The sequence below is a fragment of the Streptomyces iranensis genome, from assembly GCF_017874715.1.
In the GTDB taxonomy this organism is placed as follows: Bacteria; Actinomycetota; Actinomycetes; order Streptomycetales; family Streptomycetaceae; genus Streptomyces; species Streptomyces iranensis.
Genome location: NZ_JAGGLR010000009.1, coordinates 157,650 through 171,413, shown reverse-complemented (window position 1 = coordinate 171,413; position 13,764 = coordinate 157,650). Strand labels below are relative to the sequence as shown.

Here is a 13,764-nt window from a genome sequence, read left to right as displayed (position 1 = left end):
GGGCGGGGACGGAGCGGACTCCGGTGTGCTCCGGTCGCCCCAAACTTATGCGGCTCCGCCGCGTGGTCCACCGGACACCTCGTAGCCATGGCTGGGAAACGGGCCGCCGCATGGGCGACACGGGCGGGAAATACGAGGTCCGTGAGAGACCGGGCACCGACCGCGGCTAACGTGGTCGGTGCCCGCACCACGCGCACGCCGCGGGTGTGATGTGGCCACTGGGGTGGGAGGAAGGACAGAAGTGCAGGTCGGAGACCGCTTGTGAGAATTCTGCACACCTCCGACTGGCACCTCGGGAGGTCCTTTCACCGGGTCAGCCTCCTTGCCGCGCAGCGGGAGTTCATCGACCACCTCGTCACCACCGTGCGCGAGGGGCACATCGACGCGGTGGTCGTCGCGGGCGACATCTACGACCGCGCCGTGCCGCCGCTCGCCGCCGTCGAGCTCTTCGACGACGCCCTGCACCGGCTCGCGGACCTCGGGGTGCCGACGGTCATGATCTCCGGCAACCATGACTCGGCCCGCCGCCTCGGCGTCGGTGCCGGGCTCATCGACCGGGCCGGGATCCATCTGCGTACCGACCCCGCCGGATGCGCCACGCCCGTCGTCCTCTCCCACGACCGCGGCGAGGTGGCCTTCTATGGTCTGCCGTATCTCGAACCGGGTTTGGTGCGAGAGGAGTTGGGCGCCTCGGCGGCCGGTCATACGGCGGTGCTGGGCGCCGCCATGGACCGGGTGCGCGCCGACCTTGCCACCCGGCAGTCCGGCACCCGGTCCGTCGTCCTCGCGCACGCCTTCGTCACCGGTGGCGCGGTCAGCGACAGCGAGCGGGACATCACGGTCGGCGGCGTCGCCTCCGTACCCGCCGAGGTCTTCGACGGCGTCGACTACGCCGCACTCGGCCATCTGCACGGCTGCCAGACCATCACCGAGCGCGTCCGCTACTCGGGCTCCCCGCTCGCGTACTCCTTCTCCGAGGCGGCGCACCGCAAGTCCATGTGGGTGGTGGAGCTGGGGGCGGCGGGTGAGGCGCCGTCGTGCGAACGGGTGGAGTGCCCGGTGCCGCGGCCGCTGGCCCGGATCCGTGGCCGGATCGAGGAGTTGCTCGCCGATCCGGACCTCGAGCGCCATGAGGAGGCGTGGGTCGAGGCCACGCTGACCGACGCGGTGCGGCCGCATGAGCCGATGGCGCGGCTGGCGCGGCGCTTCCCCCATGTGCTCACGCTGGTCTTCGACCCCGAGCGGCCCCCCGAGGATCCGCTCGCCTCGTACGCACAGCGGCTGCGCGGCCGCTCGGACCGGCAGATCGCCGAGGACTTCGTGGCCCATGTGCGGGGCGGCCGTGGCCCGGACGAGACGGAGCGCGCACTGCTCGGCGACGCGCTGGAGGCGGTACGGAGCGAGGCGCACGAGGGCGTCGTACCGGGCGAGGAGAGCGGCGCGGGGTCGACGGCGGCGGGTCCCGTGACCGCGGGGGCGACCGCTGGGGCGACCGCTGGGGAGGCGGCACGATGAGACTGCACCGGCTCGCCGTCACGGCCTTCGGCCCGTTCGGCGCCACCCAGGAGATCGATTTCGATGAGCTGTCCGCCGCCGGGCTCTTCCTGCTGCACGGGCGGACCGGCGCCGGTAAGACGTCCGTCCTGGACGCGGTCTGCTACGCGCTGTACGGCCAGGTGCCCGGCGCCCGCCAGGGCAGCGGGCTCTCGCTGCGCAGCGATCACGCCGAACCGCTGACCCCGACCGAGGTCGTTCTGGAATTCACCGTCGGGGAGCGGCGCCTGGAGATCACCCGGCGCCCCGAGCAGCCGCGCCCCAAGAAGCGGGGCACGGGGATGACGCGGGAGAAGGCGCAGACCCTGCTGCGCGAGTACGTCCCGCCGACGTCCTCGGCCGGCGCGGGGGCGGGGGCGGGGAAGCGGAAGGCCCTCAGCCGCTCGCACCAGGAGATCGGCGAGGAGATCGCGCAGCTGCTCGGCATGAGCCGGGAGCAGTTCTGCCAGGTGGTGCTGTTGCCGCAGGGCGACTTCGCCCGCTTTCTGCGCGCGGATGAACTGGCGCGCGGCAAGCTGCTGGGCAAGCTGTTCGACACCGGCCGCTTCGCCGCCGTCGAGGAGCGGCTGGCGGAGGGGCGGCGGGCGGCGGAGAAGCGGGTCGCGGCCGGGGACGAGCGGCTGCTCGCGCTCGCCCACCGCATGGCGCAGGCGGCGGGCCGCACCACGGAGCCGGACGGGCATCCGCTGCCCGAGCCGACCCCCGGTGAGCCGGGGCTGGCCGACGCCGTCCTGGAATGGGCCGCCATCGCGCGCGCGGGCGCGCGCGAGCGGCAGGACATCGCGCTGTCCGCCGTACGCGCCGCGGAGGCGGCCCACGACGGCGCCCAGCGGACCGCCGAGGCGACCCGCGAACGGGCCGAACTCCAGCGCCGCCACGCCGAGGCCCGCCGCCGGGCGGACGGCCTCGAACGGCGGCGACCCGACCACGACCGCCTGCGCGAGCTGCTGGAACGCGCCCGCGCCGCCGACGCGGTGGTCCCCGCACTCGACCTCCGCACCGCCGCCGCCCGCGACCACCACACCGCCGAAACCACCGAACACCAGGCCCGCACCCGCCTGTCCGCCGAGCCCGGCCTGGCGGCCATGACCCTCGAGCCGACCCCGGACATCCCCGACCAACGCACACCCCCTGACCGGGCCACCTCGCCTGCCACGTCCCAGCCCGCGCAGGGCCCCGGGTCCCCGGAGGAGGCCACCGCGTCCGCGGGGCAGGCTGCGCCCGAGGCGAGTCGTGGCGGGGTGGCCTCGGGCCCGACCGGTGCGTTGGGCGCGCCATATGGCGCGCGGGACCGGCGGGCCGAGTCGCGGGGCGTCGGCGGGGCGGTGGTGCTCGCCGAAGCCGATGCCGAGTGGCTGGGACAGGTCGAGCGGCGGGTGCGGGAGGAGCTCGGGGCGCTGGGGGCCGCGCGGCGGGGGGAGGTCCGGGCGGAGGCCGTCGTCCGTGAGATCGCCGCGCTTGAGCGGGAGGCTCGCGCCGACGACGAGGCGGTCGAGGAGGCCGCCGAGTGGCTCGCCGGATGGGAGGAGACCCACCGGGCGCATCAGCGACGGGTCGAGGCGGCGCAGGAGGCCGTCACCCGGGCCGAGCAGCTCGGCGGGCGGATCGAGCCCGCCGAGCGGCGGCTGGAGGCCGCCCGGCGGCGGGACCGGCTCGCCGGGCAGGAGGGGCAGGCGCGGGAGGAGCTGTTGCGGGCGCGGGAAGGGGCCGCCGCCGCGCGGCAGAACTGGCTGGACCTCAAAGAGGCCCGGCTGCGCGGTATCGCCGCCGAGCTCGCGGCCGGGCTGCGCGCCGGAGAGCCCTGCGCGGTGTGCGGGGCGACCGAGCACCCGGCCCCGGCCCGGCCCGGGGCCGGGCATGTGGACCGTACGGCGGAGGAGGCCGCGCTGGCGGACTACCAGCGCGCCGAGGAGGTCCGCGAGGAGGCCGAGCGGGCGCGGAACGCGCTGCGGGAGGCCCGCGCGGGCGCCGAGGCCACGGCGGAGGGCGAGGACGCGGCCGAACTCGACCGGGCCCTGGCCGAGTTGCGCACCGCGTACGCCGGGGCCCGAAGCGCGGCGGCCGACGCGCACGCCGCCCGCGAGGCCCTGGACCGGGCCGAGGGTGAGCACACCCGCCGTACGGAACAGCGGCAGGAGGCCGAGCGGCGGGCGGCGGCGCGCACCTCGCACCGCGAGGCCCTGGCCCGGGAGCGGGCCGCGCTGCTGGCCGACCTGGAGCAGGCGCGCGGCGCGGACGCCACCGTCGCGCGGCGCGCGGCGCGGCTCGAGCGGCAGGCGGGGCTGCTGGCCCGCGCCGCCGAGGGGGCGCGGGCCGCCGACGCGGCCGCGAACCGGCTGAAGGAGGCCGACGCCCGGCTCGCGGACGCCGCGTACCGGGCCGGGTTCGAGACCCCGGAGCAGGCCGCCGACGCCGTGCTGCACCCGGACCGGCAGCGCGAGGCGCGCCGCCGTCTGGACGCCTGGCAGTCGGAGTCGGCGGCGGTCGCGGCCGAGCTGTCCGACCCGAGGGTGCTCGCGGCCGCCCAGGCGCCGCCCGCCGACCCCGTGGCGGCGCAGACGGTGGCCGACGCGGCCACCCGCGCGCTGCGCGAGGTCTCGGCCGCGGACGCCGCGGCCCGCACCCGCTGCGAAGAGCTCGACGCGCTCTCCGCGCAGGCGGTCGCCGACGCCCGCCGGCTCGCCCCGCTGCGCGCGGAACACGACCGGATCGCCCGCCTCGCCGCGCTCGCGGCGGGCACCTCCGCGGACAACGAGCGCAGGATGCGGCTGGAGGCGTATGTGCTGGCGGCCCGGCTGGAGCAGGTCGCGGCGGCGGCGAGCGTACGGCTGCGCCACATGTCCTCCGGGCGCTACACCCTGGTGCACTCCGACGCCCGCTCCGGCGGGCGCGGCCGCTCCGGTCTCGGACTGCATGTCGTCGATGCCTGGACGGGCAGCGAACGTGACACCGCCACCCTCTCCGGCGGCGAGACCTTCTCCGCCTCACTCGCCCTCGCGCTGGGCCTGGCCGATGTGGTCACCGACGAGGCGGGCGGGGTGCGCCTGGACACGCTCTTCATCGACGAGGGGTTCGGCAGCCTCGACGAGCAGACCCTGGACGAGGTCATGGACGTGCTGGACTCGCTGCGCGAACGCGACCGTACGGTCGGCATCGTCAGCCATGTCGCCGATCTGCGCCGGCGGATCCCCGCCCAGTTGGAGGTGGTCAAGGGGCGCCAGGGCTCGGCCGTACGGCACCGGATGGCCGCCGCGCACTAGGGGGCGTCCGGCGAATCGTGCCGCCTGCGGCGGCCTGCTTTCCCCTCCCCGAAACCGGGGCTCCGCCCCAGACCCCGAAACCGGGGCTCCGCCCCAGACCCCGAAACCGGGGCTTCGCCCCAGACCCCGGACCGGGGCTCCGCCCCAGACCCCGAAACTGGGGCTTCGCCCCAGACGCCGGATCGGGGCTCCGTCCCAGATGTCGGGCCGGGGCTCTGCTCTAGACGCCGGGCCGGGGCTCTGCCCCAGACCCCGAAACTGGGGCTTCGCCCCAGACGCCGGATCGGGGTTCCGCCCTAGATGTCGGGCCGGGGCTCTGCCCTAGACGCCGGGCCGGGGCCCTGCCCCAGATGTCGGGCCGGGGATCCGTCCCAGACCCCGGGCCGGGGTTCTGCCCCAGATGTCGGGCCGGGGTTCCGCCCCCACACCCCGGACCGGGGCTCCGCCCCCACACCCCGGGCCGGGGCTTCGCCCCAGACCCCCGGGGTCCTGGGGCGAAGCCCCCGCGTGGTCCGTCGGACGGCATGTGGTGGGCGGGCCGCGCCCGTGCGGATGCGGCTTGCCCTCACCACCAGCGTGGAAGCGACAACGCGCTCAGAGTGCCGACAGCTCCGCCACCAGGTCGTCAAGGCCCAGCGACCCCTGCGACAGCGCCGCCATGTGCCACTTCTTGGCGTCAAAGGCGGCGCCGTGCGCCTTACGGGCCGCCTCCCGTCCTGTGAGCCAGGCCCGCTCGCCCAGCTTGTAGCCGATCGCCTGGCCCGGCATGCCCAGATAGCGCACCAGCTCACTGTCGAGGAACTCCGCCGGACGGCCGCAGTGCAGCCCGAAGAACTCGCGCGCCAGCTCCGGAGTCCAGCGCTCACCGGGGTGGAAGGGCGAATCGGCGGGGATCTCCAGCTCCAGGTGCATCCCGATGTCCACGATCACCCGCAGCGCCCGCATCATCTGCGCGTCCAGGTAGCCCAGCCGCCGCTCCGGGTCCGACAGATAGCCCAGTTCGTCCATGAGCCGCTCCGCGTACAGCGCCCAGCCCTCCGCGTTGGCGCTGACCATGCCGACCGTGGCCTGGTAGCGGGAGAGCTGGTCGGAGACGTGCGCCCACTGGGCGAGCTGCAGATGGTGGCCGGGTACGCCCTCGTGGTACCAGGTGGAGACCAGGTCGTAGACGGGGAAGCGGGTCTCGCCCATCGTGGGCAGCCAGGTCCGGCCGGGGCGGGAGAAGTCCACCGACGGCTGGGTGTAGTACGGCGCCGCCGCGCTGCCCGGCGGGGCGATCATCGACTCGACCCGCTTGACCCTTTCGGCCAGGTCGAAGTGGGTGCCGTCCAGCTGCTCGATGGCCTCGTCCATCAGCTCCTGCAACCACACCCGGGTCTCCTCGACGCCCTCGATATGGGCGCCGTGGGCGTCGAGGTGGCGCAGCGCCTCCCACGGGTTGGCGCCGGGCAGGATCTTCTCGGCCTCGGTGCGCATCTCGGCGTGGATCCGGTGGAATTCCGACCAGCCGTACGCGTACGCCTCGTCCAGGTCGAGGTCCGTGCCGTTCCACATCCGGGCCCAGCGGCGGTACCGCTCACGTCCCACCACTTCGGGCGCGCCCTCGACGGCCGGGGCGTAGGCGTCGCGCAGCCAGTCGCGGAGCGCGGCCAGCGCGCCCGTGGCCGCCGTGGCCGCCTCGTCCAGCTCACCGCGCAGCGCGTCGGGGCCCTCGGAGGTGAAGTCCGCGAACCAGCCGCCGTCCGTGCCGATCCACTCCGCCAGTTGCTCGAGGACCGTGGCCACCTGCCGGGGGCCGGCCGGCAGATTCCGCCGCAGCCCTTCGGCGAGCGAGGCGCGGTACCCCTCCAGCGCGGCCGGTACGGCGCGCAGCCGGGCCGCGACCGCCGACCAGTCCTCCTCGGTCTCGGTGGGCATCACGGTGAAGATGCCGCGCACCGAGTGCAGCGGGGAGCTCAGGTTGCTGACCGCGCGCAGGTGCTCATCGGCCTCGTGCACATCGAGTTCGGCGGTCAGCCGCTCCCGCAGCAGCCGGGCGCAACGGCGCTCGGCGTCACTGTCCGCACCGGGGCGCGCCTCGGCCTCGGCCAGCCGGTCCAAGATGGTGCGGTCGAGGTCGGCGATGGCCTTCGTCCCCTCGGGGGAGAAGTCCGGCAGGCGCCGGGAGCTCTCGGGAACGCCCAGGTAGGTGCCGGTGATCGGGTCGAGTTCGATGAGGGCGTCGACATAGCTGTCGGCGACCTGACGGGGCAGCGGAGCGTTCTTGGTATCGGACATGCGGCCCATCCTCGTACGTTCCGGGGTGCGGCGTCAGCACCACGGGAGTGTGACGCGTGGGCACCGGGGGTGCTATGAGGTTGCCGAGCCGTCCCGGGCGGGCGGCAGCAGCGGGCCGCAACTCCACTGCTGGAAGATCAGCCGGGTCTCGACCCGGGCCACCTCGCGGCGCGAGGTGAACTTGTCCAGCACCAGCCGCTGAAGATCGGCGGTGTCGGCCACCGCCACATGCACCAGATAGTCGTCCGGCCCGGCCAGGTGGAACAGCGCCCGGGACTCGGGCAGCGCCCGGATCCGCTCCACGAACGGGCCGACCAGCTCCCTGCGGTGGGGCCGCAGCTGCACCGAGAGCAGGGCCTCGAGACCGCGCCCCAGCTTGGCGGGGTCCAGGCGGAGTTCATGGCCGAGAATCACCCCGGAGCGGCGCAGCCGGGCCACCCGGTCCAGACAGGTCGAGGGCGCCACGCCGACCTGGGCGGCCAGATCGCGGTAGGTGGTCCGGGCGTCGTTCTGCAGCAGCCGTAGAATCTGAAGATCCACCGGATCGAGAGCGACGGTTTCGGCCATCGGCCGAACGTAGCACGGACATCGACCGCGAGGATCCGGTGGTTGTTCACCCTTCACGCATGGACATCAGGCAGAGCACGGAGAGCACGGAGAGCACAGGGAGCACGGGGAGCACGGGAACCGTACGGAGCACGGGGACCGCGCCGGGCACACAGGGCCCGCACGGTGACGCCGCCGCACGGCACGCGTTCGCCACGGAGGCCGTCCACGCCGGGCGCGAGGACCTCCCGGCCATGGGCCTGCACGCCGTACCCCTGGATCTGTCGACGACCTACCCCTCGTACGACAGCCGCCAGGAGGCCGCCAGGATCGACGCGTTCGCCGCCACCGGCGCCCGGCCGGACGGCCCGCCGGTCTACGCCCGCCTGGACAACCCCACCGTGGCCCGCTTCGAGACCGCCCTGGCCCGGCTGGAGGGCACCGAGAGCGCGGTCGCGTTCGCCAGTGGCATGGCGGCGCTCAGCGCGTGTCTGCTGGCGCGCGGGGCCCAGGGGCCGCGGCATGTGGTGGCGGTCCGCCCGCTGTACGGATGCAGCGACCATCTGCTGGACACCGGGCTGCTGGGCACCGAGGTCACCTGGGTGGACCCGGCCGGGATCGCGGACGCGATCCGCCCCGACACCGGCCTGGTCATGGTGGAGACCCCGGCCAATCCGACGCTCGCCGAACTCGATCTGCGGGCCGTCGCCCACTCCTGCGGCACGGTCCCGCTGCTCGCGGACAACACCTTCGCCACACCGGTGCTGCAGCGCCCGGCCGAGCGGGGCGCGAGCCTCGTCCTGCACAGCGCCACCAAGTACCTCGGCGGCCACGGCGATGTGATGGGCGGCGTGGTCGCCTGCGACGAGGAGTTCGCCCGAGTGCTGCGCCAGGTGCGGTTCGCCACCGGCGGGGTGCTGCATCCGCTCGCCGGATATCTGCTGCTGCGCGGGCTGTCCACGCTGCCGGTACGGATGCGGGCTGCGTCGGCGACCGCGGCCGAGCTGGCCCGGCGGCTGGCCGGCGATCCACGGGTGGCCCGCGTCCACTATCCCCGGATCGGCGGGGCGATGGTGGCCTTCGAGCCCCACGGCGATCCGCACGAGGTGATCGGCGGGGTACGGCTGATCACTCCGGCCGTGAGCCTGGGCAGTGTGGACACCCTCATCCAGCACCCGGCCTCCATCAGCCACCGGATCGTGGCCGAGGGGGACCGCCGCTCCTCGGGGATCGGCGACCGGCTGCTGCGGATGTCGGTCGGGCTCGAGGACGTGGCGGACCTGTGGCGCGATCTGGACCGGGCGCTGGGCCCTTCTGACGGCGGCCCGGCGGAGCGCGACGCCCGCCGGGCGGGGCACGGGGCCCCGGCCGGGCTCAGCGCGCCTGCGGCGGGACCGGCAGCGGAACGGCCGGCTCGGGTGCCGGTGCCGGTGCCGGGTCGAGGCGGGCACTGATCACCAGCGTGCCCTGCTCGATCTGGTAGTCCAGCGGCAGTTCGAGGGCGCGCATCGCGGCGACCATGCCGGTGTTGGCCGACTGAGTGACGGCGTAGACGCATCCGCAGCCGGTCTCGGCGGCCATCGCCACCAGCCGCCGCAGCAGCTCCCCGCCGACGCCGCGGCGCTGCCACTCGTCCTCGACGATCAGCGCGACCTCGGTCTCGTCCCCGTCCCACAGCAGATGGCCGAGGGCCACCAGCCGCCCGGAGGCGGTGTACGCGGCCAGGGTGCGGCCGAAGCGGGGGCTCAGCAGATGGGCGAGGTAGCGGTCGGCGTCGCCGACCGGCCCGTGGTAGCGCTGCCCGAGCGTGGCGGAGGAGCAGCGGGCGTGCATCTCGCGGGCGGCGGCCAGGTCGCCGGTGTCGGCGCGGCGCACGGTGATGGCGTTGCCCTCGGGCAGCGTCAGCACATCGTCGTCGTGCGGGATCCGCGGGCCGAGCCGGGCGTCCAGCTCGACCAGCGCGCGGGCGCGGGCGAACTCGGTGGGGGTGAACGGCAGATACGGCCGCTCGATGACGATCGCGCCGCCGGACGGGTCGCGCAGCCGCATCACGGTTTTCTCCAGGACACCTTCGGCGGGCGGTGTGCTGTCCAGCGACCGTCCGCCGAGGGACTTGGCGGGAACCGAGTGGATGGTGCAGCGGCCGAACAACTGGCGCAGGGCGAGCGGAAGTTCGGCGGCGTCCAGGGCGGTGCGGGTGGCCAGCGTCAGCGCCCGGGTCGGCGCGTCCACCAGGTCGTGGGTGTCGGCCCGCTCGACCCAGGTGTCACGGCCGCCCGCGGCGGCGACGGCGTCGGTCAGCCCGTCGGACGGCAGGGCCTCGGGCGCGCGCAGCAGGAACTCGTCCACCGTGCCGTCCGTCAGCGGATGGGTCTGCAGGGCCAGGATGTCGACCCGGTGCCCGGCCAGTGCCGCGCACAGTGCGGCGAGGGCGCCCGGCTCGTCCCGTACGGTCGTGCGCATCCGCCACAGCGCGGTGGTCTCGGGGGCCGTGGTCTCCGGGGCGCCCGCGGCGTGGGCGGGGTGGGCGTCGGCCGCGGGCGAGCGTGAGCTGCCCGGCGGCGCGTGGCCCTGGCGCCGTGACCACCATGCGACCAGATCGTGCCGCCAGCGGGGGCGGTGCCGGTGAGGGGGCTCGGGGGTCGCTCGAAATGTCATGCAAACACCCTTGCGTAAAGGTGTTGCGTGATCACGAACAGACTGTGACCTAAGGGTTAAGGGCGCATCTGGTAACAGAAGCTTATTTTGTCCGAAATCAAAAGGTTGAAGCCTGAGGTTCCGTCACCCTACCGCCCACCTGCGCAGTACGCTGCCGCACCGCCGTGCGTACGCCCGCTGGAAGAGCGGCACCAGCGGCCCTCCGGCCCGGCCGAACCAGGACTCCGAACGGCTGAACGCCGTCACCGTGAGTACCACCGACCCATCGGGCTCCAGCTCCACCACGAACGACTCCTCGCCCCGCTCCGGATGGCCGGGCAGCGTGCCGTACGCGAAGCCGGTCCGCGACTCCTCCGCGACCGTCCACACCACCTCGCACGGCGCGCGCAGCCGCAGCCGCCCGACTCCCAGACCCACCACGACCGGCCGCCCCGGCGTGGCGACCGGATCCGCGGCGCCGATCGACACCCCCACCGCGCGGTGCATCCGCCAGTCCATGACCGCCCGCCCGGCCGCCTCGAACGCGGCCCGCCCCTGGCCGACACGGGTCCGCACCCGCAGATGGCGATAGCCGGACGGCAGCGGCCACCGCCGGGTGGCGCCCACCTCCGGATAGGTGAGCCGGGAGGCCGGGCCGGGGGCGTCACTGGATCCCATGCCCGTACGGTACGCGGCGGCCTTACGGTGCGCGGCCCCGTCGGCGTACCGTACGGGGCCGCGCACCGCACAACGCGGCTACTGGCCGACCAGACCCGGCCGCAGCACCTTGGTGAACAAAACCTTCCCCCCGTCCTCGCGCAGCCGGACCGTCATCTCGGCGCTGTCGCCGTCGATGTCCACCTCGCCGTAGAACTGGAAGCCCTCGGCGGGCGAGACGTTCGCCACGGTCGGCGCCTTGACGAAGGGCTGCTCGGGGCCGAACGTGCCGTCCAGCCCGACCGCCGGGAAGGCACCCGCGTTCAGCGGACCGGAGACGAACTCCCAGAACGGCGCGAAGTCCTTGAACGCCGCCCGCGACGGGTCGTAGTGCTGCGCCGAGGTGTAGTGGACGTCCGCCGTCAGCCACACCGTGCCGGTGATCTTCCGGTGCTTGATGTGCCGCAGCAGCTCCGCGAGCTGGAGCTCACGGCCCAGCGGGGCGCCGGGGTCGCCCTGCGCCACCGCATCGAAGTCGCTCTTCCCGTCCGGGACCACCAGCCCGAGCGGCATGTCGCAGGCGATCACCTTCCACACCGCGCGCGACCGCGACAGCTCCCGCTTCAGCCACCGCAGCTGCTCGGCGCCCAGGATGCCCTGGGTGTCCTCGGGCTGGCGGCCGGGCGAGTTGGCGTCGCGGTACGTACGGCAGTCCAGCACGAAGACGTCCAGCAGCGGGCCCTGGTGCTGGACCCGGTAGACCCGGCCGCTCGCGTCCGGGCGCAGCGTGCTGATCGGGAAGTACTCGGCGAACGCCTGGCGCGCGCGGGCCGCCAGTACGTCGACGTTCTTCTCGGTGTAGCGGTCGTCGACCAGGATCTCGCCCGGGTACCAGTTGTTGAGCACCTCGTGGTCGTCCCACTGGGTGATGGTCGGCACCTCGGCGTGGAACCGGCGCAGGGCCGGGTCGAGCAGGTTGTACCGGAAGTTGCCGCGGTACTCGTCCAGCGTCTCGGCGACCTTGGTCTTCTCCGGGGCGATGAGGTTGCGCCAGGTGGAGCCGTCGGGCAGCTTGACGGTCTCCGCCAGCGGGCCGTCCGCGTAGATGTTGTCGCCGCTGCACAGGAAGAAGTCCGGCTCCCGGCGGCGCATCTCCTCGAAGACGCGGTAGCCGCCGTGGTCGGGGTTGATGCCCCAGCCCTGGCCCGCCAGATCGCCCGACCAGACAAAACGCACGCCCTTACGGCGCTCGGGAACCGTGCGGAACGTGCCGTGCACCGGCTCACTGGTACGGCGCGGGTCCTCCGGGTCGGCCAGCAGTACCCGGTAGTGCACCTGGCTCCCGGCGGGCAGGCCGTGCAGCGCGGTGCGCCCGGTGAAGTCGGTGCCGGGGCCGACCAGCGGGCCGTGCCAGCGCCTGGCCCGCGCGAAGGACTCGGTCGCGGACGTCTCCACGATCATCCGGGCCGGACGGTCGGAGCGGACCCACACCAGCCCCGACGACGTCGTCACATCGCCCACCTGAACGCCCCACTGGGCGCTCGGACGCCCCGACAGCGCCTGAGCGGGCGCGCCGGACGCGGCCGACGCGGCGGCCGATGCCACGGTGGGCACCGCGAGTGCCGCCGAGGCTGCCGCCGATCCCTGCAGTACCGTGCGCCGTCCGATCCCTCTGCCCGATTCCCGCCCCATGGTGTGCCCTCCGTCGCTCGTAGAACCGCTGTGCTGTTGTGTTTGTTATCGGTGCAAGGTGCCGCTCTTGCGAACGCCCAGTGAACAACGGTGCGGCCGCCCGGAGTAAAGACCCCGGCCGCGTGCGGTGCGGAGGTTGACGTACGGAGGCGGCGGGGCCGTCAGCGGCTGCCGTCCAGGATGACGCGGGCGACCAGCGCGGGATCGTCGTTCATGGGCACATGGCCGCAGCCGGGGAGGCGGACCAGCCGGGCGCCGGGGATCACCTGCTTGGCGCGGACGCCCTGGCGGCGCGGCAACACCCGGTCGCGAGAGCCCCAGGCGATGGTGACCGGGACATCGGGGATGTCGTGTGTGAACAGTCCGGAGCTTCCGGCGGCCAGCGTGGCGCCGAAGCCGGCCGCCTCGCGCATCGCCCGCGTCTCGGCGACGACGGCGTCCGGTGAACGCCGCGCGGGCCGGGCGTAGATGGCGCCGGTCAGCGCGGCCCGTCCGGCCGCGCCGCGGGCCAGCCACGCCACCATGGGCGGCGGCAGCGCCCGCGCCCCGGCCCGCATCGCGGCCAGCACGCCGAAGGCGTAGCGGCGCTCGGCCTCGGTCCAGAACCGGGCGGGCGACAGCGCGGTGACGGACCGTACGAGTCCGAGTCGGCCCAGCTCCAGGGCGATCAGCCCGCCGAGCGAGTTCCCGGCCACGTCGGGGCGTTCGACGCCGAGGGCCTCGAAGAGCGCGTCGAGCACGGGTATGACGCCGTCGAGGTCGTACGGGATGCCGTCCGGCAGCGCGTCCGACGCCCCGAAGCCGGGCAGATCCACGGCGATCACATCGCGGTCGACGGCGAGGATGTCCAGCACCGGCTCCCACGCCTGCCAGTGGTGGCCGATGCCGTGCAGCAGCACCAACGGCCGTCCCGCGCCGCGCCGTTCGTGGACGACCCGGGCGGTGCGGGGGCCGCCGGGGGTGGCGACGGAGAAGGAGAGGGACGCGGGCATCGGGTGGCTCCTCACGGTCGGCGTTCCGGCAGGCGCACGCGGCGTATGAGACAGCATGTCAGCAAGAGTTACCGGAGGGTAGACCCGATGGCCGATACCGGTAATGGCCGATATCGATAACCGACGGCCCGGACCGCGCACGCCGCCGA

General features: G+C 74.4%; 9 protein-coding genes. 3 read left to right on the top strand and 6 right to left on the bottom strand.

The features are described from left to right. The first annotated feature begins 261 nt into the window (after positions 1 to 261). Positions 262 to 1,515, top strand: a complete 1,254-nt coding sequence (locus J2Z30_RS18270) for an exonuclease SbcCD subunit D (protein WP_044568170.1) — start codon at positions 262 to 264, stop codon at positions 1,513 to 1,515. Then, a complete protein-coding gene (locus J2Z30_RS18265) occupies positions 1,512 to 4,814 on the top strand; it encodes an AAA family ATPase (RefSeq protein WP_044568168.1) in 3,303 nt (1,100 codons plus the stop codon). Before J2Z30_RS18270 ends, J2Z30_RS18265 begins: the two co-directional genes overlap by 4 nt. A 594-nt stretch (positions 4,815 to 5,408) precedes the next feature. On the opposite strand, the gene J2Z30_RS18260 is transcribed toward J2Z30_RS18265, so the two are convergent. Next, positions 5,409 to 7,091, bottom strand: a complete 1,683-nt coding sequence (locus tag J2Z30_RS18260; protein ID WP_044568167.1) for a DUF885 domain-containing protein — start codon at positions 7,089 to 7,091, stop codon at positions 5,409 to 5,411. 72 nt (positions 7,092 to 7,163) lie between these two features. Further along, on the bottom strand, positions 7,164 to 7,658 hold the full coding sequence (locus J2Z30_RS18255; RefSeq protein WP_044568166.1) for an Lrp/AsnC family transcriptional regulator: 495 nt from the start codon (positions 7,656 to 7,658) through the stop codon (positions 7,164 to 7,166). A 59-nt stretch (positions 7,659 to 7,717) separates the two neighbouring features. Here J2Z30_RS18255 and J2Z30_RS18250 point away from each other — a divergent pair, with 59 nt between their 5' ends. Next, entirely contained in the window at positions 7,718 to 9,091 is a 1,374-nt protein-coding gene (locus tag J2Z30_RS18250) for a trans-sulfuration enzyme family protein (RefSeq protein WP_044568165.1), read from the top strand. Here the strand turns inward: J2Z30_RS18250 and J2Z30_RS18245 are convergent. From J2Z30_RS18245 to J2Z30_RS18230, 4 genes are all read right to left on the bottom strand, one after another. Next, positions 9,012 to 10,295: a GNAT family N-acetyltransferase gene (locus tag J2Z30_RS18245; protein ID WP_044568164.1), complete on the bottom strand. Its 1,284-nt coding sequence runs from the start codon at positions 10,293 to 10,295 to the stop codon at positions 9,012 to 9,014. The genes J2Z30_RS18250 and J2Z30_RS18245 overlap by 80 nt on opposite strands. A 123-nt stretch (positions 10,296 to 10,418) precedes the next feature. Continuing rightward, positions 10,419 to 10,952 carry a DUF1990 domain-containing protein gene (locus J2Z30_RS18240; RefSeq protein WP_044580997.1) on the bottom strand — a complete coding sequence of 178 codons (534 nt, stop codon included), beginning with the start codon at positions 10,950 to 10,952 and terminating at the stop codon, positions 10,419 to 10,421. A gap of 78 nt (positions 10,953 to 11,030) precedes the next feature. Next, positions 11,031 to 12,623, bottom strand: coding sequence for an alkaline phosphatase D family protein (locus J2Z30_RS18235; protein ID WP_044568163.1), 1,593 nt, complete (start codon positions 12,621 to 12,623; stop codon positions 11,031 to 11,033). A gap of 161 nt (positions 12,624 to 12,784) precedes the next feature. Further along, on the bottom strand, positions 12,785 to 13,615 hold the full coding sequence (locus tag J2Z30_RS18230) for an alpha/beta fold hydrolase (protein WP_044568162.1): 831 nt from the start codon (positions 13,613 to 13,615) through the stop codon (positions 12,785 to 12,787). Positions 13,616 to 13,764: the final 149 nt, after the last annotated feature.